Raw genomic sequence first — 25,298 nt, 5'->3', positions numbered from 1 at the left:
TAATTTAAAAACCTTATCTATTAATTGCTCATAACTAGATAAGCGACTCTCAATAAATTCAGCGATATTCTTTAAACCGTCATCAACAAGCAGCTCAGTAAAAAATCATTTGTGATTCTAAATTGGCTGCAATTAAAAATATAAAAGGTTTAATTATGAATAGCACAATGAAAAAAGTACTACCGGCTTTACTACTAGCAACTGCTTTTAATACAACTTCAGTTATTGCAGCTGACGCTAAACAACACAACGTTCAAAGCAATTTTAATCAATGCATAATTGGTGAAAGCGTAGAGGCGATTAACCCAGTTAATAAAAAGCAGCAAGAAACAAACAACATAGACGCCACTGAGTCTTTAAAAAGTAATGTTGATACACAAACGTTACTTTCTTCGATAGATGAAAAAATATCAGCTGAGCTTGACTCTTCAATGAGCAAAATAAACTCGCAAATTGATAAAAACCTTTCAAAGGTAACATCCTCAATCACTGCATATTTCAGCACTGTGTTATCGAACTAAAAACAATAAAATTAAAAGTTACATAAAGGAATTCTCATGAAAAAATTTACAAAAAAATTAGTATCTGCCAGCGTATTACTTAGCTGTAGTCTTTTAGCAAATACAGCACAGGCTCAAAGTTCTGTATGGCAAGTAAGCAATGGTAATGACTCGCTATTTATTGGCGGTACAGTTCACATACTACCTAAAGCCGAAATGCCACTACCCGCTGAGTTTAACCATGCTTATGAACAAGCAGATACGATTATTTTAGAAGCACCGTTACCTGACCCAGCCGACACCAATGCACAAATGCAAATGTTAGGCGCACTATCGTATACAAATAACGAAACGTTAAGTGAAAAACTTGAACCCGAGATTAAGGCATCACTTGAAAATAAGCTTAACGAGTTTGGCGCTAACCTCGCTAAGTTAGAGGGCTTTCGCCCTGCTATGGTTAGTATTGTCTTAATGTCGTTGGAGTTTCAAAAGCAAAATTTAATGGGTGAAGGGGTTGATGCTTACTTTACTAAAAAAGCGACTGAAGATAACAAAACAAAAAATTACTTAGAAACAATGGAATTTCAGTTAGAGCTTTTTAAAACAATGGGTCAAGGCAACGAAAACGATTTCATTAAACGTAACTTAGCCGAGCTTCACAACTATGGTGATATGTTTAAAGGACTTTTAGCTGCCTGGCGCAAAGGTGATACAGACACCCTAAATAAAGTAGCACTTGAAGATATGCAGCAAAATGATCCGAATAGCTACAAACAAATCATTACAGATAGAAATAATGATTGGTTACCAAAAGTAGAAGCCATGTTTAACAACGACAAAAATGAGTTTGTACTTGTTGGAGTTGCCCATCTTGCAGGACAAGATAGTTTGCTTACCTTACTTGAAAACAAGGGCTATAAAGTTTCTTTAGTTGATATTAATAGCACGGCAGATATAAAAGTAAGAGGGGCTGAATAATGGATAAAACAGACAAACTAGCTATATCGCTACTGTTTCTATTTGGGTCCATCATGTTGATATGTGCTATATAAAAAATGCCGCTAACAAGCGGCATTTTTTATTTTAATAAACTTACCCGCGAGGAATAAAACCAAGCGCATCGTATACCGATTTCAATGTTTTCTCAGCACGTACACTTGCTTTTTCAGCACCTGACTTCATTATGCCATCAAGTAGGTTTTGATCTTCTCTGATCTCTTTAAAGCGTGCTTGAATAGGCTCAATCATATTTACAACTGCATCTGCTGTATCTTTCTTTAAATGGCCATACATTTTATCTTCATACTCAGGAACTAGGTCTTCAATTGAGCGCTTAGTTGCAACACTCAATAAAGTAAGCAAGTTTGATACGCCAGGCTTTTCTGTGCGATCAAAATAAATACGTGCTTGTTCATCTGAATCAGTTACTGCTTTTTTAAGCTTTTTCACAATTTGCTTAGGCTCATCTAATAACATGATGTAACCATTTGGGTTTTCGTCAGACTTAGACATTTTTTTAAGTGGATCTTGCAAGCTCATTACGCGTGCACCAAACTCAGGGATGTACGGCTCTGGTAATTTAAATACGTCGCCATATAAATTATTAAAGCGTGTGGCTATATCGCGAGTCAGCTCTAAGTGTTGCTTTTGATCATCCCCTACTGGTACTTGATCAGCTTGGTATAATAAAATATCTGCAGCTTGCAATACCGGATATGAAAATAAGCCCACGTTTACGTTATTTGCGTGCTTAGATGACTTGTCTTTAAACTGAGTCATTCGATTAAGCTCACCCATTTGCGCGTAACAATTTAATACCCACGCTAATTGTGCATGCTCAGGTACTTGCGATTGTACAAATAACGCAGATTTTTCTGGATCAATGCCACATGCCGCATAAAGAGCAATACCATCTAACACTCGAGAGCGCAGTAGTTCAGGCTCTTGGCGAACCGTAATAGCGTGTAAGTCTACTAACATAAAGAAACTTTCGTGGTCTTCCTGTAACTTTAGCCACTGGTTAATAGCGCCAACATAGTTGCCTATTGTCATACCACCGGTTGGCTGAATGCCGCTTAAAACTACTGGTTTACTCATGATTTTCCTTTATTTTGCTTAATGAATAATATTTAACGCTGCGTTAGAACAGGTATTATATCTAAGAAGTTATCGCATAGGTACTGCGGATTATAATCCTCAAGACTTTCACCTTGGTTATAGCCATAACTAAGTGCAATTACGTCTATATTAGCGGCTTTAGCTGCAAGTATATCGCTTTTAGAATCACCTATCATTATTGCTTTATTAGGCTCCGCATTTAGTTTTTTGCAGGCAAATAGCAATGGTTCTGGCGATGGTTTTTTTGCCATGTCGTCACCGCATACAACCACATCAAAATGACTCGTTAGTGCCAATTTTTCGAGTAGTTTCTCTGTAAAAATTCGAGACTTATTAGTGATTAATGCTTTAGGCATACCGCGAAGTGCTGCAAGCCCTGTTTCTACATGTTGGTACAAAACACTATACTCACCAACTTGCTGTTCATAATACTTATAGAACTGTAATATTGCTTTGCCACTAAGTGACTCATCTAAATTTTCACTCACTTGCATATCGCCACTCAAAGCGCGTTTAACAAGGACTTCAACCCCATTACCAATCCAACTTTCAACCAAGCGTTGACTAACAATAGGAAAAGCAAAATCGCTCAAGGTTAAATTAATAGCGATATACAAGTCGTAAACGCTATCAACCAAAGTACCATCTAAATCAAATAAAGCGACATCGTACTTCATTACTTAACACTTCCAAGCTGCTCACGCATTTGATCAATCACCACTTTGTAATCAGGTTGATTAAAAATAGCTGAACCTGCAACAAACATATCAGCACCCGCTCGAGCCGCTGCTGCAATATTATCGACTTTAATACCACCATCAACCTCTAAGCGAATATTTCGGCCTGATTCAATAATACGCTGTTTTGCTTGGCGTAATTTTTCAAGCGTATGAGGGATAAAGCTTTGCCCGCCAAACCCAGGATTTACCGACATTAGTAAAATAGTATCTAGCTTATCAATAACATGGTCTAAATAACTTAGGCTTGTTGCTGGGTTAAACACTAAGCCTGCTTTACAACCGTGATCTTTAATTAACTGTATTGTACGGTCGACGTGCTCGCTGGCTTCAGGATGAAAAGTAATAATAGAAGCACCAGCCTCAGCAAATAAAGGTATTATGCTATCTACAGGCTTAACCATTAAATGTACGTCGATAGGTGCTGTAATACCGTAATCTCTTAGTGCTTTACACACCATAGGACCAATTGTGAGATTAGGTACATAGTGATTATCCATTACATCAAAGTGAACCACATCAGCACCCGCTTCGAGAACTTTATCAACATCTTCGCCTAGCTTTGCAAAATCAGCAGACAAAATAGAAGGGGCTATTAAATATTTTTGCTCTGGGTTAAACATGATTAACTCCATCAATAAATAGTGTATTGCGTTAATGTAACTTAATTGAAGATGTTACCCAAGTAATATGGCGTAATAGCCCCCATTTTAGGTAACTTTAAGTTTGATATTTAACCAGTATTTGCTATGATTAAAAAAGTAACAAATTATTGGATTTCATCATGCGTGCTTTTAAAATTGGGATATTAATTGCGTCGGCATTACTGCTTATCGGGGCGTTTAGCTTTGGTTCAAGCTCTGAGCAAGAATTAAGCTCAGTGAGTAATTGTCATAATACACAAGTGGTAAGTGCTCAAAACACTTTAACTGCGTGTATTAAAGCTGAAGAAGAGTCATCATGGTTTTCGTGGTTAACTGGCGATAGCCGTAGTGCTCAGTTTCATTACCTTGATTTACTGGAACTACTTACTAGTTCTGAAGATTCTAAAAACGCTCCTTCTTTAAAACCTTTATTTTAAATAATGCTACAATTTTTTAGCGCGTTGCAAAGTGTGCTAGCTGCATTTTTTGGTGTTCAGTCTGAAAATAAACGCCAAGTCGATTTTAAACAACATTCCCCTTTATCCATCATTTTAATTGCGATTGTACTATTTGTTGCTTTTGTTATCGCAATTTACGCAGTGGTTGCTTGGGTGCTAAATACATAGCCATCAACTCGTCAACTTTATTTCTAGAGCCACCTTTGGGGCTAATAGTGCGCTTTACTTGAATTTGTTCAAGCGATGCTTGGCTATAAATTTTACGCGTCCACACGGTATCGTGGTTTGAAATAAGCACAGGTGTGTTATTTTCAAATGCGGCTTGTTCTGCCAAATTAGCTAAGTTAGCCTGATCATCTAAATTAAACCCCCCTTTTGCGTAAGACGTAAAAGAAGCCGTTTTACTTAATGGTACATAAGGTGGGTCGCAATAAATAACAGCATTGTTAGGCACTAACTTAAAAACGTCATCGTAATCTAAACAAGTGAACGTTGCTTTTTGTGCTTTTTCAGCAAAAAAATACATTTCTTTTTCAGGAAAGTAAGGCTTTTTATACTTACCAAAAGGCACATTAAAAATGCCTTTTAAATTATACCTACACAGTCCGTTGTAACCATGGCGGTTCATGTATAAAAACAAGATTGAACGTTCGTATACATCACGGCTTTGATTAAACTGCACACGATATTCGTAATACGCATCTGCGTGATTATTCAAATCAACAAATAGCTTTTTAGCGTCACTAATAAGCTCATCTGGAGAGCTTTTAAGCTCTTTATATAAGTTAATTAAGTCTGCATTGATATCGTTGAGGATATAGTGCTTAAAGTCACTATTTAAAAACACAGAGCCTGCACCAACAAAAGGTTCAACCAAAGTATCAGCATGCTTGCTAGCTTGGTTTAATCGCGCATTAATGTTTTCAACTAGGCTGTATTTTCCGCCGGCCCATTTAAGGAAGGCTCTACTTTTTTGCTGCATTGGCTCTTTACTTCAATCTGGTGTTGCGCGATTTTACACTAAAGCAGTGTGTTTTACTGATCAACGACTGCTATTTCTTGCTTTATTTTACTAATTTTTTTATAGAAAGGTTTATTTTTTCTAACCCCAGGGGGTAAAGTATCCATTGCTGATTTTGCCTCGTTTATACTCTCAAAGCTGCCAAATGTAACAACCCACCATATTTGATTATTTCGCTTCGTTTGGTAAGAATGTGCTTGCTGCTGTAGATTGAATTGAGCAATGAAATTATCGCGAACTTCCTGCTGAGTTACCGCTAATAATTGAATAACACTATTTGTATCTGCTTGCTGCATGTACCAAATATTATCTTGGCTGATCTGAGTTTGCTCTGCTGTATTTACTTTCTCTACTTTTAGAGCTTTAGATACAACGTCACCTGCTTCACTGCTTTTGTTTTTAGCGCTATTATCAATAGCATTGTCTAATACCTTAACTGTATTTGCAGGTTCGCTAAGACTTTGCATGATAGCAGGCACATCATTAATGTGTACGCTCTTTGGCTCAATATCTGGCTCAACTCCTTCAGGGTCATTTAAGCTAACTACTGAGTCATTTTGCTTTATAACCGGCTCACTTACTTGCTCTACAGATATTGCTGTATTTAGGACTTGTGTTTCTTCCTGCTGATAATATTGTTGCCACCACTGCGTCATATCAGACTTATAAAGCAGACCAATAATTAAAAGCATAATTAACAACATCAAAATCAATAAGTGTAATCGCCAAGATACTTTATCTTTAACGATAATATCGGCTATGTGCTCGCTAGGTTGCCAAGCAAGCAATAAACTGGGGTTTCCATGAGCCTCGGCTAAAAAAGTACTAAAAACAGGGTCTTCATCATAAGGCAAATCAGTAAAGTACCACTGCAATAACATCTTGCTTTCTCGAAGCGTTAGTGGCTCCAAGTAAATTTCGACAGCGTCATTTAAAGCAAGTTTAGACTGTGATGCAATTATGATATACAACGTATTAGGGCTATTTTTAGAAAGCAGCTCAAGCTCAATTAGTATCTCTTCAGATAGTTGCCTACCGCCATCAAGCACCCATAAACAAGGTCCGCACTGCTGTTGCTCAAGCAGCTGGTAATAGTTTTCAGGTAAACTTAAATTATGATCAACCAAAGGGGAATTAAAGCTTTGCTCTAATAAATCGCTCATTAGTTGAGCGTCAGTCATTTGTGCACTTACTTGCACAAACGCTTTATTAAAGTCATTGTATTTATCTGTAATGAAGGTTTCGAGCATATAACTTTTACCTAGCCCCGATGTGCCAAGTAAAACTATTAAATTTTGTCCGTACTCAAATTGCAGTGCGATTCTATCCACCAAAGCCGCACGGCTTGGTAAAATTTGTGACTGCATTTACTGCTCGATTAAGTCTCTAACTTGGTCATCAGAAACATCATCAACTAATGCACACTGGCCAAATTGGGTAGGTAGAATAAAGCGTATAGTGCCTCTTTTATTCTTTTTGTCTTTACGCATATGCGTTAGGAACTGCTCGCTAGTCATTTGCTTTGGAATTTCTGTTGGTAAATTATATAGCTCAAGCAGCTTAATAATTCGATCAACTTCACTTGCGCTTAAATCTTGGCGTGTCTTGGCAAGTTTAGCTGCTAATACCATGCCTGTTGCAACAGCTTCGCCATGTAACCAAACGCCGTAGCCCATTTCTGCCTCAATTGCATGGGCAAATGTATGACCTAAGTTTAATAAAGCACGTAAACCATGCTCTTTTTCATCTTGCGCAACTATAAGTGCTTTTATTTCACAACATCTAAAAATAATATGTTGTAAACATGTTTCATCTAGTTGCTGCAAATTAGCTACGTTTCGCTCTAAGTATGCAAATAATTCGGTATCGTAAATCAGACCATACTTAATTACTTCAGCCATACCTGCTGCAAACTCTCTTGCTGGTAGGGTGTGTAATGTTTGTGTATCAATAAAAACCGCTTGAGGCTGATAAAATGCCCCTATCATATTTTTACCTAAAGGATGATTTACTGCCGTTTTACCACCTACCGATGAGTCAACCTGTGAAAGCACTGTCGTTGGTATTTGAATAAACGGTACGCCGCGCTGATAACACGCCGCTACAAAACCAGTTAGATCACCTATAACACCGCCACCTAACGCAATTAAGCACGTATCTCGGCCACAGTTATTTTGGAGTAAAAATGCTGATATTTTTTCAAACCATTCAAGTGATTTATATTGTTCACCGTCAGGAATAGTAAAAGATAGCGGATTTTGATCTGCTAATGAGTCAAGTAACGCTTGTAAATATAAAGGCGCTATTGTGTCATTAGTAATGATGATAGGCCGACAATCACCAATGTGGTGAACCAGGCGGCCATTATCTTGAAGTGCAGATTGCCCAATATAAATAGGATAACTTCGCTCGTCCAAATTAACTGTTAATTTAAGCATGCTTAGTTATTTCCTTATTATTGGTTTTTAAAAATCTAATTTCTCGATGATTTGGTTAGCAACAACTTTAGCGCTTTGCTCATCGGTACGTACAACAAAATCGGCAACTTCTTTGTATAGGGGCTCGCGTTCTTCTGCTAAGCGCTCTAGTACGTTACGAGGTGCTTCTTCAGTTTGCAGTAATGGGCGACGCTTGTCGCGTTGCGTGCGTGCAACTTGCTTTTCTATAGGTGTCTCTAGGTATACAACTATACCTCGAGCCGAAAGCTTGTTTCGAACTTCTTTGCTCATTACTGAACCACCACCGGTAGCAAGTACAATGCCTTGCATCTCGGTTAAATCGCCAATAACAGACTCTTCTCGAAGTCTAAAGCCTTCTTCACCTTCAAGATCGAATACCCATGCAATATCTGCACCTGTGCGGCGTTCGATTTCTTGATCAGAATCAACAAATTCAAGGTGTAATTGGTCAGCGATGTGACGACCAATCGTGCTTTTGCCAGCCCCCATGGGGCCAACTAGAAATATATTACGTTTCTCAGCCATATCTTTTAGTACAAACAAACTCTAAAATTTGAAATAAAACCCCGCCTAACGACCTGGCCCCAAAATTAAGGAGGGGATTATCTCAGTAATTGCAGGGGTATTTCAAGTCAATTAGAATAAAAAGCCATATAACGAGCAATTAATCTAAATAATCACCCGTTGGTTAACATAAAACCACTGTATTTTAATCAATTTGTATTTTCGGTGTCACGAAAATAAGTAATTCACGCTTTTCATTAAACTCACTTGTGGTTTTAAATAGTCTTCCTACGTAAGGAATGTCACCTAAAATTGGCACTTTACTCGTAGTATTAATGATCTGCTGTTGGAAAATACCACCGAGTACTACGGTTTGGCCATTCTCGACTAACACTTGTGTTTGAATTTCTTGAGTATCAATAGATACCGCTTCACCTGTACCCGTTTGTACCGTGTCACCCCGAGTATCTTGCGTTATTACTAAATCCAAAATAACTTTATTATCAGGCGTTATATGAGGTGTAACCTCTAAGCTCAGTACCGCTTTTTTAAAGCTTACGGTAGTAGCACCACTTGAAGCTGACTCAGTATAAGGAATTTCAGTACCTTGCTCTATTCGGGCTTTTTGCTGATTAGCCGCTATGATACGTGGACTAGCAATAATCTCGCCTTTATTCTCTTCCTCAAGCGCACTTAGTTCTAAATCAATCAGCGTACCGTTAGCCAGTTTTGCTATGTGTAAGCCAATGCTAGCCGCAGGGTTAGTGATAGGTAAATTTACATTTAATCGGTCTGAAATACTTGGTGCATTTGAAGTAGATGTCGCATTATAAATACCTTCTGCGCCTTCAAGAGAGCCTGAAATACCAACACTACTGCCCTGATCACTAAAGCCCCACCGTACGCCTAAGTCTTCGGTAACGTTATCGCGTACCGTTACCATTCGAGATTCTATTACAACCTGCTGCACTGGAATATCGAGCGTTTCAATCATGCGACGAATATTTTCTATACTCTTAACAGTATCTTTTACTAACAAAGTATTTGTACGTTGATCAACAGATACACTACCACGGGCAGTTATAATACTGTTTGTATCTGTTTTTAATAAGTCAGCAAAATTTTCGGCTTTAGCATAGTTTAATCGGATGTATTCACTATATAGAGGCTCTAAGTCTTCAACTTGCTGTTTAGCTTTTAAATCTTTGGCTTCACGTGCTGCAAGTTCTTCTGCAGGCGCTACCATTAATATAGAGCCATCCATGCGCTTATCTAGCCCTTTAATACGTAGTACTACGTCAAGCGCTTGATCCCACGGTACACCATCTAGGCGCAGCGTTATATTGCCCGTTACTGAATCACTGGTTACTAAGTTAAAGTCGTTGTAACCCGCGATAATTTGCAGTGCTGCACGCACAGAGATATCTTGAAAATTTAAGGTCATAGGGCGACCTTGATACTCAACCCCACCATCTAAGTACGCATTTTGCGTTTCATCTTTTTCTACTGTCAACGTTAAAATATTATCTATTTGCTGATACGTAAACGTGAACTGAGCATTAGGTTCGATAACAACACGACTTAAACCATCTTCTTTAAAAGTCTCGATATTACTTACAACAGTACCAAAATCTAATACATCTAATTCATAAAGTAGATCGTCTAAAATATCGGTGTGATGAAAGTCAGCGTAAATTTTCCCGCCACTTTCATGGACTTCAATTGCAGCTTGAGTGTCTTGTAAAAATACAAGTACTTTTGCTTCACCCTTCTCACCACGTCTAAAATCAATTGACTGGATACGGTTAATGTAATTTCCACTTACATCTCCTGAGTCCATCACTACATCTTCATTTTCAGATTCTGTTAGAGGGTTATCAGAGACACGTATCGATACTAAATTGTTATGAACTTCAGTCTCATAAATTTTTAATCTATCTAAATTTACCGTTACCTTTAAACCACTGCTAGTTAAAACATTAGTAACACTGCTAATTCCAGCTTGATTAACTTCAACATCATTTAAACCAACCTCTAACTCTGCAGTATCAAAAAACATTTCGATTCGGGCTGGACTATTAAACACTTGAACTTTTGGTTCAAAGGTTAACTCTTCATCAAAAACAAGCTGTAATTCAGTTTCGCCTTTAAGTAATGGATTATAACGAACATCATAAAGCAATGGCCCAGCTATGGCTGAGTTTACAGTGACTAAAGCAACAGCAGCCAGTAATGTCCGTGAAATACGATGAAGCCAAAGTACATCCTTATGCATCCTATTTTTACCTTTTTTATTATTAATTTGCGCCATCTGTTGCCGCCTCTAACATTTCTAATTTCGTCAGGCGCTCTTTCCAACAGCCAGACCCATCAGGGATTAATTCCACTAATTCTATATAGTCGTTGCTTACTCTTTTTACTTTGCCATCATAACTACCAAGATAATTCCCTACCGTTACACGGTGCAAAGTGTCATCTGTTGCTGTAATTAATGCCCAAATTTGTCCACTAGAACCTATTGTGCCTTTCATTGCTAAGTTATCTAGCGGGTATTTTTCTAACGGTTCGCGGCGACGCTCTTGATCTGGGTGCAAACAGTTTTTTACTTGCGTTAATTTATTTTGGATTATCTCAGGCTGAGGTGCTACAAACGGACTACGTAGCTGGCCAGCGCTATACTCAAATATTTCAAACTTTGTCAGCTCAGGAATTGATTCAACTTTTGGTGTTGTGCTTGCTTTTACCTGATCAATAAATTCTTTTTGCTCAGAAGTGTCATCATTACAACCCGCTAAAACAAATGCTATAGCTAAAGGTACTACGCGAAGGAGTTTCATTTTTTAACCCCTTCTTCATAACGATATGTTTTTGCAACAACACTGAATGTTAACTGTTTATCGCCCGATGATAAAATAGAAAAGTCATGTAAGCTTACAATTCGGGGTAACTGGGCCACTTTACCTACAAATTCACCAAACTCATGATAGCTACCTATTACTTCGATTTTAATCGGCAGCTCGGTATAAAATTCTTTCTCAACTTCTGGCAGCCAACCTATTTTTAAAAAAGTCAGACCACTCGTTGTCCCAACATATGATAAATCATCAAGTAAACCAGGAGTTTCGTTCGAAGTGGGTAGACGCTTTAATAGCTGTGAAAACTTGTCTTCCATTTCAATCATTTGTTGACGATATATTTCAAGCTTGCTCGCTACTGCATACTTAGTTCGATAAGTTGTTCGTAGTTCAACTTCTTTTGCCACGGCACTATGGTAGCTGTCAATTTCATCAGAAACTAATAGGCTATAACTAAAAAACAATACAAGGCCCGCAACAAATGTGCAGCAAATTGCTTTAACAGCAATTGGCCAATCACCAATGTTATCAAGCTCTATTTCATTCCAATCAATTTCACTCAGTGCTTTAAAATCAAGGTTCATCGCTAACCTCACCAATTTTATCAAATGGTTTTACATAAAATTCCATATTAAAATCACTAAGTAAACGCGAAGATTGATCGCCTGCAACAATGCCTTGCATTGAAGGATTCTCTAGTAAATATGAGCTTTGTACTTGGCGGAGCATTGTTGATAGGCGGTTATTAGATTCACTACGTCCTAAAACATGTATTTGGCTGCCTTTGCGCTCCAATTTTGTTAAATAAACACCGCCAGGCACTATTTTGGCAACTTCATCCATTATTTGCGTACCCAAGTTACGGCTGCTTTGCAATTCTTCAATGAGCCTCATACGCTGTTGTAAATTTTCCTTTCTTTTATCTAAGCTTCGTATTTCACTTATTTTTTTATCTAGCATGCTAATTTCTGAGCTTAAATAATTATTCTTTAAGTTTTGACCGTCTTTTAAAGCACTATAAAAGGAGCTTAATAAATACATACTTGCAAAACAAAGTATAACGACACCAACAAGTATAGTTACAAATTTCTTTTTCGATTCTTCGCGTTGTGATTCACGCCAAGGCAGTAGATTTATATGTGGCATGTTGAAAAGCTCCTTAATGCCAACCCTGTTGCAATTGCAAACTGCGTTTTGTGACGCTGCATTATATTACGGTCTACCTTTGGGGAAATTTCCATATTTACAAAAGGCTCTGCAACAACTGAGTGGATACCGAGTTCTTCAATAAGCAATCGGTCGATACCTTTTATCATCGATGTACCGCCCGTTAATACAATATAATCTATTTGCTCTTTACCACTGGTTGTTAAAAACATTTGCACAGCTCTGCGAACTTGTTGAAGTAACGAAGTTTGAAAAGGGGCTAATACTTCAAAGGTATAGTTTGGCGGTAAATCACCTGATGTTTTGCCTATTTCGGCTTCATCAAAGCCTTTATTATAATAAGCAACAATACTATTTGTATATTGATCGCCACCAAAAACTTGGTCACGGGTATAAATGGTTTCCCCAGCTTGCACAACACTCACAAGCATTAAAACTGCGCCAATATCGACCACAGCCACACACTTATTAAATGCATCGCTAGGTAATTGTTGATAGTAAACGTCCATAGCACGGCTCAATGCGTAGCTTTCTACATCTACTATTTTGGCTTCTAGATTTGCGGCTTCTAAAGCGCCCACCCGTGCTTCAACACTCTCAGTACGAGCAGCCGAAAGCAAAACATTCATTTTGCTAGGATCGGCCTCATTCGTCGAAAGCTTCTCAAAATCGAGGCTCACTTCATCAAGTGGGTAAGGGATTAAACTATCAGCTTCAATTTCAATTTGCGATTCAAGTTCAGCATCTGTTAACGATACATCCATGAAGATCACTTTTGTAATAACTGTTTGGCCAGAAACAGCCACTGCAGCAGATTTTAACGACTTCGGTAATTTTTTTCTTAATTTTGTAATAACGTTACCAATCGCTTCAATATCTTGGATTGTGCGCTCACTCATCGCACCTTTTGGCATCGGCTCAATTGCAAGTGCTTCTAGTCGAAATCCAGTTTCAATTTCACGTAAAAGCACCGCTTTGATAGAGTGCGATCCAATATCAATTCCTACCATCATCGGGGACGGTTTTTGAAATAGTTGACTTAGCATGTTTCAACTTGGCCTTTGTTTTAATAATAAACAAGTTATAATTTTTATCTGAAAAAATATTATTCATTTTTTAATCAATATATACTAGCAGTCAAAACTCGCAATTGGGAGTCCATTTAGGGAAATATAAGTGATTTTATTAAAACGAACTTTACAATTTTTTATCATTTGTGTGTTAATTGGTCTGATCACTTTGGTCAGTCTTTATTACTACGTTAAACCTGATATCCCCAGTGTGCAAGTTTTAAAAGACGTGCAATTACAAACTCCTATGCAAGTATTCACAAAAGATGGGCTTTTAATCAATCAATTTGGTGAAAAGCGTCGTATTCCAGTGACTATTGATGAAATTCCTCAAACCCTCATTAATGCATTTTTAGCGACAGAAGATAATCGATTTTACGATCATATAGGCATAGATCCTATAGGTATTGTACGTTCGGCTATTGTTCTTATATCTACCGGCGAGAAAAAACAAGGCGCAAGTACTATTACTATGCAGCTTGCTCGTAATTTCTTTTTAACTCGCGAAAAAGCATATATTCGTAAAGTTAAAGAAATATTTATAGCGCTACATATCGAAGGTGTATTAACAAAAGACGAAATTTTAGAGCTTTACCTTAATAAAATAGAATTAGGTAATCGCGCTTTTGGTATTGGTGCTGCAGCACAAGTTTATTACGGTAAGGAGTTAAAAGATTTAACACTTGCACAAATGGCGATGATTGCAGGTTTACCCAAGGCCCCTTCAGCTTTAAACCCAATTCGTAACCCAACGCGTGCAAAAGCACGCCGAAATGTTGTTTTAGGGCGTTTATTAACTGAAAATTATATTACTCAAGAAGAATATAACGAAGCAACGAGCCAACCTATCACCGCTTATTTTCATGGTGCTGAAATAAATTTATACGCCCCGTATATTTCTGAAATGGTGCGCGCTGAAATGGTCTCGCGTTATGGAATAGATAAAGCTTACAACTCAGGTTTTAAAATTTTCACCTCGGTAGAGTCTAAAGTTCAAAAAGCAGCGCAAAACGCACTTGTAAACAACTTACATAATTATGATATGCGCCATGGTTTTAGAGGACCAACAGATGTTTTATGGGACCCTGAAACACAACCTGCTTTAACTGAGCAACAAATACTCAATAAATTACAAAGCGTAAATGAGTTGGGTACTTTGAAAGCAGCAGCCGTGCTTAGTGTTAATGATAAAACAGCGTCGGTATTACTTAAAAGTGGCGAGCGCACAACTCTTACTTGGGATAACTTAAAATGGGCGCGTAAATATATTACTCGTTACCGCCAAAGTTTTGCTCCAAAAGCAGCTACAGATATTTTAACGCCAGGAATGCAAATATGGGTGCGTAAAAATGAAGATGACAGCTACTTACTAAGCCAAATACCAGAAGCATCAAGTGCTATTGTGTCACTCGACCCACAAGATGGAAGAATTAAAGCTATTGTAGGTGGTTACAGCTTTGAGCAAAGTCAATATAACCGAGCGGTACAAGCAAAGCGTCAAGTAGGTTCTAATATAAAACCTTTTATATATTCAGCAGCACTTGAAAAAGGTTACACGCTTGCGTCTATATTAAACGATGCTCCTATAAACCAATGGGATAAAAGCCAAGGCGTAGCATGGCGCCCTAAAAACAGCCCTGCTGTATATAATGGTCCGATAAGAATTCGCCGTGCTTTAGCACAATCTAAAAACGTTATTTCGGTGCGCTTACTACGCGGCGTTGGATTACAACGTACAGCTGATCATTTATTAAAGTTTGGCTTTAAAGATTCAGACATTAATCGCAGTGAATCACTAGCACTGGGTAGTGCTTCCATTACTCCACTTGAACTTGCCCGTGGCATGAGTGCATTTGCCAATGGTGGCCACTTAATTGAACCTTACTTTATTTCAGAAATTCAAGATGCTTACGGTAATGTATTGTTCAAAGCAAACCCTGCCCTAGCCTGTGACGAGGAGTCTTTACCGACACGCAATGAATTCTCACTTCATAATAGTAGTGATGAAGTGGAACCAACAAAAAAATGTGCACCGAGAATTATTTCTAAGCAGAATGCATTTTTAATTGCTGATGCAATGCACAGCGGTATTTGGGGCGGCGGTAGTTGGGCCCATAAAACGGGTTGGAGTGGCACAGGTTGGCGCGCACAAGCTTTAGAACGTCGTGATCTTTCGGGTAAAACAGGTACAACTAATGACTCTGTAGACACCTGGTTTAGTGGTTTTAACAGTAAAGTAATGACTTCTGTGTGGGTGGGCTTTGATAACCCAGGTAACGCTCTTGGCCGTTCTACGTACAATAACAACTTAGATAGCAGCCAAATATCTGGTGCTGAATCGGGAGCTAAAACAGCGCAGCCTGCATGGATTGAATTTATGAAAGCCGCACTTGAAGGAACACCTGAAGCGCCAATTGAGCCACCTGAGGGGCTTGTTTCGATTCGTATTGATTTAGCCACTGGTTTGCTAAGCCACAAAAATGACTACACCAGCCGCTTTGAATACTTTGAAAAAGGCACTGCACCGACAAAGTATGTGCTATCTCAGCCAAACGATATATTTGAAGAAGACACAAAAACCGAAGAAGAGCTATTTTAATAATATCTCTGTAATACAAAAACGGCAGCTTAATTAAGCTGCCGTTTTAATTTAAATAATCGCTTATTTTAAGTTTTGAACAAGCCAATATAAGTCAGAGTGTACACCCGCAGCGGTTACTTCTTTCCCAGCCCCAGGCCCCTGAATCACAAGCGCGTTATCACTATACCATTTGCTATTAATTACAAAAATATTATCGCCAGGTGTAAGGTTTGCTAACGCATTCCCATTGGGCACATACGTAACTCCTACTTTAGCGATAACTTCAGTTTTTGTTATATCTAATAGGCCTGTGTATCTCAGTACTGAGTTATTAGCTTTTGCTGTATCAGCATGCTCTTCAATGAACGCATCTAGCTGGGCTTTATTGTTTAGAAAGTCTTCCCAACTTCCTAGCGCAAGCTCACCGGGCATTAATGCCGATAAGCTAATATCATCAAGCTCAAGCTCTATACCTAACTCTCGGGCTAAAATAAGTAACTTACGCTGCATATCTCGTCCAGATAAATCCTCGCGAGGGTCAGGCTCTGTGAACCCCATTTTCTGTGCTTCTAATACCAACTCAGAAAAAGCAGTGGTACCATCATACTTACTACATAACCACGAAAGTGTACCCGAGAACACGCCTTCAATACGCGTAATTTTATCACCACTATTTTGCAAATCAGCCAAAGCAAAATTGATAGGTAAGCCTGCACCTACACTTGTATTATATCGCCAATGTAAATTACGTTCGCCAAGGTTACTACGAAGTGCTTTATACCAAGAAGTAGGTGCTGTACCTGCATATTTGTTAGCACTAATTAAATGACAATCTCGGTCTACAAAATCTGTATATAAAAAGCTAAACTGCTCACTTGCAGTAATATCAATTAAAACTTTATGTTCGTAGTCAAGCTCGCTTATCGCATTAAGTAAATCCGCAGCTTCATAGCTATTCGCCTCATGCTGCCATTGAGTTTTCCATTGCGATATATTTATGCCACTTGCATTAAATAACATATGTTTAGAGCGAACCAGCGCTACCAATTTAATACTAAAGTCGTCTGATAAACGCTCAAATTGTGCCGATAACTGCTCAATAAAAGCATCGCCTACATTGCCAAGGCCCGCAACTATAACGGCTATTTCTTGGCCTTTATTGATTAGCTTATCGTGTAAGGCGCTTTGTATATCGCTATCTATAAATTGGTCTGTTAGTAATAAAACATAACCATTATCTTGATGCACAAAACGCGGCTTTATAGTCTGCTCAGCTAATACTTCTAAAGCTTGCAGTTTTAGTACGCTAACGTCTTGCTCAGGGGCAATAATTGCACAGCCATTTAAATTTGACTCACTAATATTAGCTCTACCAGCAAAGTAATTAATAACTTGATATGTTTGTGCAGCCGGTACTACTAAATACACTTCACCATTATGGTTAAAATGATGAAGGCTATGCTGAATAAGCTGACTAACGCTTGCGACCTCACCTTCACTTAATCCTTCAACCATTAACAAATCAACATTTTGCAGCGTGGTTATAAAGCGCTTTTTCTTTGCTGAACCTTCTTTTACTATATCTGTTGGGCTTGCTTGCACATCAAAACTACTACGAACAGCTAGCTTAATATCGCTGTTTTTAAGTGGCGATAGTGTTTTTGCGTGTAATACAGGGTTACCCAAACGAGCTAATAAATTAGCTTGCCCGCGACAAATTTTGCCGTATTTAATCGCTTTTTTAACCTTACGAGGATCAGTGCTAAACACTCCCTGTGTATCGGTCCAAATACATACTTGCTTAGCATTACAGTAATTTGCAAGTAGTGTTGCACTATAATCGCTACCGTTGCGTCCAAGTGTTACGGTCTCACCTTTCGTATCGGCGGCAATAAACCCAGTAACAACATTTATCTTATTAGGTAAAATTGACTGTCGACATTGCTGCGCATTTTGCGCATGCATTAATTCACCATCGTTTAAGGTAAAAAGACTACGGGCATCTTGAGCACACGCCTCAATATTTAGCTGCTGTAAATAAGTAGCGAGTAAACGTGCTGACCACAGTTCCCCATGCGCAAGTAACGCAGCCTCTTTTAGCTGCTCAGCTTGAGCAAGTTCTGCAATATTACTAAGCTCGGTATTTAGTGTTTTAAGTGCGCAGCGCTTTAAATCAGCTTGTAATAACTGCTCAATTAAATCGCTTTGATGGTTATTTAACTGCAGTAAAATATCAGCGACAGCTTGCGTGTCTTGCAGCTGATAACTTTGCCACAACGACACAAGTGTATCTGTAGTCTTACCTGCAGCAGATACCACAACACAGTCACCCGGCTGAGTATGCCCAATAATTATTTTAGCTACGCTTTGATAGCGCTCACTAGAGCTTAAGCTTGAACCACCAAATTTATGTACACAATTGACCATATTTATACCAATTCGCTTAATTAAGTTGTCTATTTTGAGGAAAGAAAACCGTATCGATAACAAGGCAAAAATTTCGTTATTTAGTTGTTCTATATTAGGAATTTTTAACGATTTTATCGTGCGGTTTAATCCCTCAAATTGATTAGGGCGTGTTGTTCTTTGTGGATTGAAATTTGTTCAATCTAGGGGCGATTAAATCGCGGCGCGAGGTTTGTAACCTAGTGGGCTAAGTAAAAACCGAGCAACAAAGAGTTAATCGTCCCTAGAAAGAACCCAAAGGGCAGCGCATGTTTGGTATTTATGCTGCGTTATCGCCTATTCATGGGGAATAACCACACTACATAGGCTCCGCCTTGCCTAAAAACCAAACATACTGCTGCAAATTCACCCACCAAAGATCAACACGCCCTAGGTATTATTGCGGATTGGTATTACTTACCAAAGCGCTGGACGGGCTGCACTTAATTTAACGTTTCCACCAGAAGTGCCAGCACCTTTGCCTACACGGCCAACATTTTTATTTTGCCCTGGTTTTACAAGTTCAAATACTCGTTCAAAGTCAGCTATTAAATCGTGTATATCTTCAATCCCAACCGAAATACGAATAAGCGTATCGCCCACACCCGCCTCTAAACGTGCCTTTGCCTCCATGCCTGCGTGCGTCATAGTTGCGGGGTGACAAATTAAACTCTCTACGCCACCTAGTGACTCAGCTAAACTAAACGTTTTAAGACTAGTTAAAAATGCTGCGGCGTCGTTTATATCGCCTTTAATATCAAAACTAACCATGCCACCAAAGCCAAGTTGTTGTGCTTTAGCAAGCTCATGTTGAGGATGTGACTCAAGTCCTGGATAGTAAACTTGGCTTACAAAATTGGAGCTTTCAAGGTACTTAGCTATTGCTAGCGCATTTTCTTGGTGCTGCCTTAAGCGCACATTTAAAGTACGTAGACCACGAAGCGTTAAATAACTATCAAAAGGGGCGCCCGTAATACCAATATTATTTGCCCACCAAGCAAGCTCATCACCAAGCTCTTGTGTTGCAGCAATAACAGCGCCGCCCACTACATCTGAGTGCCCGTTAATATATTTAGTAGTTGAATGCACCACAATATCTACACCAAACTTAATAGGGTTTTGTAAGGCAGGAGACAAAAACGTGTTATCTGCGGCAACCAATGCACCGCATTGCTTAGCAACATCGGTAACCGCTTTAATATCGGTTAAACGAAGTACTGGGTTACTTGGAGTCTCTATCCAAATAAGCTTAGGTTTAATTGCTAAAATTTGTTGAAGGCTTTCTTCTTTTGTTAAATCTAATACTTCAAGCTTCAATAGTCCGCGTTTTTGTAACGATGTAAATAAACGATAGCTACCACCATAACAATCATGTGGAATTACTAACGTGTCGTCACTGTTAAGTAGCTGAGTAGCTAAATGCACGGCAGCCATACCAGTGGCCGTAATTATGCCACGAGCGCCGCCTTCAAGCTTAGCAAGCGTCTCTGCTAAAATATCACGATTAGGGTTACCACTGCGGCCATAATCATACTCACGCTTAGTATCAAAGTCGGCAAACGAATAAGTCGTTGATAAATAAATTGGCGGCACCACTGCACCATGATGTTTATCAGCATCAACGCCGTTACGTACAGCAATGGTCGCTTTGTTTTTTTCGCTCATATTCGTCACCTGATTAATTTGGATGTTTAGACGTCTAAAAGAGTAAGTTATCCGTTTTAATAAGTCAAAGGATTTTAAAGCTCTAGATGGCTAAAGTTAGGAAAGGCGTTTGCTAGTACCACATTTTAGCTCACAAAAGTGAGCTTATTTTTACATCCCAAATAGGCTTATTAAGATAGATCGGTATCTATTATTTGACTATCTTTTTTAAATCGATAGAATTTCACGCATATTTACACGCTTTTTATACCGTGTGAGAAATTAATAATCTGAGGCAACGATACATCTTATGGCTAAATGGAATGGTGAGTATATTCACCCATACGCAGAACACGGGAAAAAATCAGAGCAAGTTAAAAAGATCACCGTTTCGATCCCGCTAAATGTATTAAAAGTTTTAACGGATGAGCGTACGCGTCGTCAAATCAACAACCTTCGCCATGCAACAAATAGTGAATTGCTATGTGAGGCGTTTTTGCATGCATTTACTGGTCAACCTTTACCAAATGACGATGACCTACGTAAAGACAACGCAGAAAAAGTACCAGAAGAAGTTAAAAAGATAATGCAAGAAATGGGTTTAGAAGTGCCTATTTTAAACGAAGAATAAATCGTTACCTTTTTAGTCAAAAAACCTCAGCATTGCTGAGGTTTTTTGTTTAAGCGTTATATATTACGCCATATAATTTTCAGGCAAATCAATTTGCGCAACACCCGACTCTACCGCAGCAAGTGCTACAGCTTTAGCTATACGCGGTAGTAAACGCGGATCCATTGGTTTTGGAATAATATACTGCGCACCAAACTCTAGTTTATCTACGCCTGCGGCTTTTAAAACTTCTGCAGGTACAGGCTCTTTGGCAATACTACGAATAGCCTCAACTGCAGCAATTTTCATTTCATCGTTAATCGCGCTTGCACGTACATCAAGTGCACCACGGAAAATAAACGGGAAACATAAAACATTGTTAACCTGGTTAGGGTAATCAGAGCGCCCTGTTGCCATAATTAAATCGTTGCGTGCGCCGTGAGCAAGTGCAGGATCGATCTCTGGATCTGGGTTTGAACAGGCAAACACGACCGGCTTTTCTGCCATTAGTTTTAAATCTTCGGCAGCTAACAAGTTAGGACCCGAAACACCAACAAACACATCAGCATCTGCAATTACATCTTGCAATGTGCGTTTATCGGTATTGTTAGCAAAAAGCTGTTTATATTCGTTTAAATCATCGCGACGAGTATGAATAACACCTTTGCGGTCAAGCATATAAATGTGTTCACGCAGTGCACCACACTTAATTAACAGTTCCATACACGCAACTGCAGCAGCGCCTGCACCTAAACATACAATTATTGCATCTTCAATTGATTTACCTTGTACTTCTAGCGCATTTAACATGCCGGCAGCCGTCACAATGGCGGTGCCGTGTTGGTCGTCATGAAAAACAGGAATGCTACAACGCTCTATTAATGCTTTTTCAATTTCAAAACACTCTGGTGCTTTAATATCTTCAAGGTTAATACCACCAAATGTGTCAGCAATATTGGCAACCGTGTTAATAAAGTCTTCTGTTGTTTTGTGCTTTACTTCAATATCAATAGAATCAAGCCCTGCAAAACGTTTAAACAATAACGCCTTGCCTTCCATTACGGGCTTAGACGCTAAAGGACCTAAATTACCCAAGCCCAAAATTGCAGTACCATTAGTGATAACCGCAACCATGTTACCTTTACCGGTATATTTATATGCATTTGCAGGATCTGCGGCAATTTCACGTACAGGCTCAGCGACACCTGGGCTATAAGCTAGGGCTAAGTCTTGAACTGTTTCAGCTGGTTTTGTTAGCTCAATGCTAATTTTACCAGGTACGGGATGTGAGTGATAATGTAGTGCTTGTTCACGAAAGTCAGACATAACGCGATGGTATCCTGCAATTTAAGTTAAAGTGAGAGGTGGAGTCTTGGGGTACGATACCCTTATTATTTTTAAATTCCAAGCAATATCAGGTCTATCCTGTTATATGCTATATCCTTTAATTTTAAGAGGTTTTTCAGTAACTTTGCAGGATTATATAAACATTTGATAAATAAAAATTCACCAAAAAAGTAAGTTTTGAGGTGCGTTTATGTCTATTAAAATATTAAAAAAATGTATGTTTAACGTATCATCATAAACTTAAAATAACAGCCTACTACACTACTTTAAAAACAGATAAGCCCACGTTAGCTACTTTTATCAACCTAGTTAAAATTTGTACTATTTAAAATATAGAGAATATCTATCAATTTGTCTGCAAAGGTTTATGCATACTCAGAATAAGAATAGGAAATAGTTATGCAAGGTGTGATGTAGCTCGAGCAAGCTAAATAAGATAAGAAGTAGTAAGTTTTAGACACAAAAAAAGCACCCTAAGGTGCTTTTTTTAACTAAACAGCAATAATTACTTCTTGCTGCTAAGTGCACCGAAGCGCTTGTTGAAGCGATCAACACGGCCGCCAGTGTCTAAAATCTTTTGCTTACCAGTGTAAAACGGGTGACACGCAGAACATACGTCTAAGTGAATGTCTTTACAAAGAGTTGAGCTAGTTTCGAATTTGTTTCCGCATGAACATGTTGCAGAAATTACTTCGTACTTAGGGTGAATACCTTCTTTCATAGGAACCTCTAGTTAAGGCCGCATCGCTCTCCAAACCCGAAGTCTGGCACCATACGTCGTTAAAACAAATTTGTTGGTGGCGGATTTTATCCAACAACCTTCCCCTGCACAAGTATTTATTTATCTTTTCGCTAAAAAAGTGAACAATCTCTTTCTCAAGTACTATTGCTAGTAGGTTTTTAGCGGTATTTTTAGTACATTACAGCATTAATTTTACGGGTTGAGTTGTTATGAGTTTTGTTGAAGTTGCTATTAAAGTCCCGCTTCCACGCACCTTTGATTATAAAATAGAAGAGCAGCTCAGTGGCTTATCAACACCCATACTACCGGGCATGCGGGTTTTAGTGCCTTTTGGTAATCAAAAAAAAGTAGCTGTTGTTCTGGGTATTAAAAACAGTACCGACGTCCCTTTAGATAAAATTAAGAATATTATAGAGGTAATAGACGATACCCCTATTTTAAGCGCCCAACATTTAGAACTCCTTAGCTTTACTGCCCGCTATTATTGCTATCCCTTAGGCGAAACTATTCACATAGCGCTACCGAGTGCACTTCGCCAAGGTGAATCGCCAGATAAAACCAGTATTAACATGGTTGCTCTGACAGAAAAAGGCGCAAAAGTACCGTCATTAAAAGCCAAAACACAGCTCAATTTATTAAAGCAGTTATCGCAATCGGGGAAATCATCGTTAACCGAATTAAAAGCTCTTGGCTTTAGTAAAAAAACAATAGATAGCCTAATAGATAAAGAACTCATTACGCAAACTGTTGAACACGATAACCAATGGCAAAGCGTTGCACCAACTGTCGGTAGTAAACCTGTACTTAATAAAGAACAAGCGGTTGCCTGTACAGCAATAAATCAAAGTAATGGATTTAGCAGCTTTTTATTAGAAGGTGTAACTGGCAGTGGTAAAACAGAAGTGTATTTACAGTGCCTAGAAGAAGTACTCAAACGTGGCGAGCAAGCATTAGTATTAGTGCCAGAAATAGGCTTAACGCCACAAACTGTAAACCGTTTTCGTCGCCGCTTTCCTGATACACCCATTATGCTTTGGCATTCAGCCCTTACCGACAACGAGCGATTGCAAACATGGCGTTTTTGCGAAAAAGGCAGTTGTGCAATAGTTATAGGCACACGTTCGAGTATTTTTCTGCCATTTTTAAAACTCGGTATGATAGTTGTCGATGAAGAGCACGATTCATCATTTAAGCAACAAGATACCCTTCGTTACCATGCTCGTGATTTGGCCGCATACAGAGCTTTTCAGCATAAAATACCACTTATATTAGGCAGTGCTACACCCGCACTTGAAACACTTCACAAAGCAATTAATAACAAATATCAGCTACTAAGTTTAACCGAGCGCGCGCAAACTGCGACAGATAACCAATTTAAGTTACTCGATATGAAAGGCCAACCCGACCAAGCAGGTATTGCACATGCAAGCCTTGCAACTATGCGCCAACACTTAAATCGCGGTAAACAGGTTATGGTTTTTTTAAATCGCCGAGGTTTTTCACCCACTCTTATTTGCCATGAATGTGGCTGGCTAAGTGAATGTAAACGCTGCAGTACCAGCGCCACATTTCATAAAGCGATTGGGCAAATGATTTGTCATCACTGTGGCGATCAATACCCTGTTCCTCACCAATGTCCTGATTGTGGAAGTACGCAAATATTTCCAAATGGCAAAGGTACAGAGCAAATTGAAGAGTTTTTATCGACCGAGTTTCCAGATACACCCGTTACTCGCATAGACCGCGATTCAACTCGCCGTAAAGGCAGCCTTGAAAAAGCACTAGATGAAATAAACCTAGGCGGTGCACGCATTTTAGTTGGCACACAAATGCTTGCCAAAGGCCATCACTTTGCAGATGTAAGCCTTGTTATAATTTTAGACGTAGATAGCGGTTTATACTCATGCGACTTTAGGGCGACAGAGCATTTAGCACAGTTAGTTACTCAGGTCGCGGGGCGAGCTGGGCGTTCAGGGGAACCTGGCCAAGTATTATTACAAACACACTTTCCAGAACACCCGCTTTTACAAGACTTAGTCAATAATGGTTACCAAGACTTTGCTCGCTTTGCACTGAGTGAACGCGATGATGCAGACTTACCACCCATTACAAATATGGCTATTGTCCGTGCACAAGGACACAGCATTAAGCTAGTCGTCGATTTTTTGACGGATTTGGTTCCTGTGAATGGGGTATCTGGTATACAATTGCTCGGTCCGATCCCTGCTCCACTTGAAAAAGTCGCAGGTATGTATCGTTTTCAATTACATATTCAAGCGCAAGATCGCCGCATATTACATCAGTACCTTGCGCAAATGGTTGATTATTTAAGTTCAAGTAAACTTGCACAAAAAGTACGCTGGAGCTTAGACGTAGACCCTATAGACATGATTTAG

The 25,298-nt window shown here is 38.9% G+C and carries 23 protein-coding genes; 7 read left to right on the top strand and 16 right to left on the bottom strand.

Going from position 1 to position 25,298, the window contains the following annotated elements:
* The first annotated feature begins 155 nt into the window (after positions 1–155).
* Positions 156–521 (top strand): hypothetical protein, encoded by a 366-nt coding sequence (locus tag AC5NT5_RS01925; RefSeq protein WP_154903930.1) that lies wholly within the window; start codon positions 156–158, stop codon positions 519–521.
* Positions 522–557: 36 nt separating this feature from the next.
* Positions 558–1,478, top strand: coding sequence for a TraB/GumN family protein (locus AC5NT5_RS01920; RefSeq protein WP_494513261.1), 921 nt, complete (start codon positions 558–560; stop codon positions 1,476–1,478).
* A gap of 114 nt (positions 1,479–1,592) precedes the next feature.
* Here AC5NT5_RS01920 and trpS read toward each other — a convergent pair whose 3' ends face one another.
* The 3 genes from trpS to rpe are packed head-to-tail and all read right to left on the bottom strand — an operon-like array spanning position 1,593 to position 3,978.
* Positions 1,593–2,597: a tryptophan--tRNA ligase gene (trpS, locus tag AC5NT5_RS01915; RefSeq protein WP_002958388.1), complete on the bottom strand. Its 1,005-nt coding sequence runs from the start codon at positions 2,595–2,597 to the stop codon at positions 1,593–1,595.
* Positions 2,598–2,629: 32 nt separating this feature from the next.
* Positions 2,630–3,295, bottom strand: a complete 666-nt coding sequence (locus tag AC5NT5_RS01910) for a phosphoglycolate phosphatase (protein WP_024606487.1) — start codon at positions 3,293–3,295, stop codon at positions 2,630–2,632.
* Positions 3,295–3,978: a ribulose-phosphate 3-epimerase gene (gene rpe, locus AC5NT5_RS01905; protein WP_182674135.1), complete on the bottom strand. Its 684-nt coding sequence runs from the start codon at positions 3,976–3,978 to the stop codon at positions 3,295–3,297. The genes AC5NT5_RS01910 and rpe overlap by 1 nt, the downstream gene beginning before the upstream one ends.
* A 161-nt stretch (positions 3,979–4,139) precedes the next feature.
* Between rpe and AC5NT5_RS01900 the strand changes: the two genes are divergently transcribed.
* Both AC5NT5_RS01900 and AC5NT5_RS01895 read left to right on the top strand, forming a co-directional pair.
* On the top strand, positions 4,140–4,436 hold the full coding sequence (locus AC5NT5_RS01900) for a hypothetical protein (RefSeq protein ID WP_002958385.1): 297 nt from the start codon (positions 4,140–4,142) through the stop codon (positions 4,434–4,436).
* 3 nt (positions 4,437–4,439) lie between these two features.
* Positions 4,440–4,625: a DUF2970 domain-containing protein gene (locus AC5NT5_RS01895; protein WP_002958384.1), complete on the top strand. Its 186-nt coding sequence runs from the start codon at positions 4,440–4,442 to the stop codon at positions 4,623–4,625.
* On the opposite strand, the gene AC5NT5_RS01890 is transcribed toward AC5NT5_RS01895, so the two are convergent.
* The 9 genes from AC5NT5_RS01890 to AC5NT5_RS01850 form a co-directional block, all read right to left on the bottom strand.
* Positions 4,582–5,439, bottom strand: coding sequence for a Dam family site-specific DNA-(adenine-N6)-methyltransferase (locus tag AC5NT5_RS01890; protein ID WP_002958383.1), 858 nt, complete (start codon positions 5,437–5,439; stop codon positions 4,582–4,584). The genes AC5NT5_RS01895 and AC5NT5_RS01890 overlap by 44 nt on opposite strands.
* A gap of 53 nt (positions 5,440–5,492) precedes the next feature.
* The gene (locus AC5NT5_RS01885; protein WP_494513260.1) at positions 5,493–6,845 is read right to left on the bottom strand and encodes an SPOR domain-containing protein; all 1,353 of its coding nucleotides are present in this window, start codon (positions 6,843–6,845) and stop codon (positions 5,493–5,495) included.
* Complete coding sequence (aroB, locus tag AC5NT5_RS01880) at positions 6,846–7,916, bottom strand: 3-dehydroquinate synthase (RefSeq protein WP_494513259.1); 1,071 nt, start codon at positions 7,914–7,916, stop codon at positions 6,846–6,848.
* Positions 7,917–7,943: 27 nt separating this feature from the next.
* The gene (gene aroK / locus AC5NT5_RS01875) at positions 7,944–8,462 is read right to left on the bottom strand and encodes a shikimate kinase AroK (RefSeq protein WP_004589350.1); all 519 of its coding nucleotides are present in this window, start codon (positions 8,460–8,462) and stop codon (positions 7,944–7,946) included.
* A 184-nt stretch (positions 8,463–8,646) separates the two neighbouring features.
* The gene (locus tag AC5NT5_RS01870) at positions 8,647–10,752 is read right to left on the bottom strand and encodes a type IV pilus secretin PilQ (RefSeq protein WP_494513258.1); all 2,106 of its coding nucleotides are present in this window, start codon (positions 10,750–10,752) and stop codon (positions 8,647–8,649) included.
* Positions 10,739–11,278, bottom strand: coding sequence for a pilus assembly protein PilP (locus AC5NT5_RS01865; RefSeq protein ID WP_154903925.1), 540 nt, complete (start codon positions 11,276–11,278; stop codon positions 10,739–10,741). The genes AC5NT5_RS01870 and AC5NT5_RS01865 overlap by 14 nt, the downstream gene beginning before the upstream one ends.
* Complete coding sequence (locus AC5NT5_RS01860) at positions 11,275–11,880, bottom strand: type IV pilus inner membrane component PilO (protein ID WP_024596028.1); 606 nt, start codon at positions 11,878–11,880, stop codon at positions 11,275–11,277. Before AC5NT5_RS01860 ends, AC5NT5_RS01865 begins: the two co-directional genes overlap by 4 nt.
* On the bottom strand, positions 11,870–12,442 hold the full coding sequence (locus AC5NT5_RS01855) for a PilN domain-containing protein (RefSeq protein WP_002958376.1): 573 nt from the start codon (positions 12,440–12,442) through the stop codon (positions 11,870–11,872). The genes AC5NT5_RS01860 and AC5NT5_RS01855 overlap by 11 nt, the downstream gene beginning before the upstream one ends.
* On the bottom strand, positions 12,430–13,509 hold the full coding sequence (locus AC5NT5_RS01850; protein ID WP_024596029.1) for a pilus assembly protein PilM: 1,080 nt from the start codon (positions 13,507–13,509) through the stop codon (positions 12,430–12,432). Before AC5NT5_RS01850 ends, AC5NT5_RS01855 begins: the two co-directional genes overlap by 13 nt.
* 130 nt (positions 13,510–13,639) lie before the next feature.
* Between AC5NT5_RS01850 and AC5NT5_RS01845 the strand changes: the two genes are divergently transcribed.
* On the top strand, positions 13,640–16,132 hold the full coding sequence (locus AC5NT5_RS01845; RefSeq protein ID WP_154903923.1) for a penicillin-binding protein 1A: 2,493 nt from the start codon (positions 13,640–13,642) through the stop codon (positions 16,130–16,132).
* 63 nt (positions 16,133–16,195) lie between these two features.
* Here AC5NT5_RS01845 and metL read toward each other — a convergent pair whose 3' ends face one another.
* Entirely contained in the window at positions 16,196–18,541 is a 2,346-nt protein-coding gene (gene metL, locus AC5NT5_RS01840; protein WP_494513257.1) for a bifunctional aspartate kinase/homoserine dehydrogenase II, read from the bottom strand.
* Positions 18,542–18,976: 435 nt separating this feature from the next.
* Positions 18,977–20,224, bottom strand: coding sequence for a cystathionine gamma-synthase (gene metB / locus AC5NT5_RS01835; RefSeq protein WP_039485856.1), 1,248 nt, complete (start codon positions 20,222–20,224; stop codon positions 18,977–18,979).
* Positions 20,225–20,513: 289 nt separating this feature from the next.
* Between metB and metJ the strand changes: the two genes are divergently transcribed.
* Complete coding sequence (gene metJ / locus AC5NT5_RS01830) at positions 20,514–20,834, top strand: met regulon transcriptional regulator MetJ (protein ID WP_002958371.1); 321 nt, start codon at positions 20,514–20,516, stop codon at positions 20,832–20,834.
* A gap of 63 nt (positions 20,835–20,897) precedes the next feature.
* Here the strand turns inward: metJ and AC5NT5_RS01825 are convergent, their stop codons facing one another.
* Both AC5NT5_RS01825 and rpmE read right to left on the bottom strand, forming a co-directional pair.
* Positions 20,898–22,139 (bottom strand): malic enzyme-like NAD(P)-binding protein, encoded by a 1,242-nt coding sequence (locus tag AC5NT5_RS01825; RefSeq protein ID WP_002958370.1) that lies wholly within the window; start codon positions 22,137–22,139, stop codon positions 20,898–20,900.
* 526 nt (positions 22,140–22,665) lie between these two features.
* The gene (gene rpmE, locus AC5NT5_RS01820) at positions 22,666–22,881 is read right to left on the bottom strand and encodes a 50S ribosomal protein L31 (protein WP_002958369.1); all 216 of its coding nucleotides are present in this window, start codon (positions 22,879–22,881) and stop codon (positions 22,666–22,668) included.
* 230 nt (positions 22,882–23,111) lie between these two features.
* On the opposite strand from rpmE, the gene priA reads away from it, so the two are divergent.
* Positions 23,112–25,298 carry a primosomal protein N' gene (gene priA / locus AC5NT5_RS01815; protein WP_494513256.1) on the top strand — a complete coding sequence of 729 codons (2,187 nt, stop codon included), beginning with the start codon at positions 23,112–23,114 and terminating at the stop codon, positions 25,296–25,298.

Source organism: Pseudoalteromonas sp. J2K-J599 (assembly GCF_059295115.2).
Note: the sequence above shows the minus strand (reverse complement) of the source record. Positions and strands in the feature narration are given on the sequence as shown.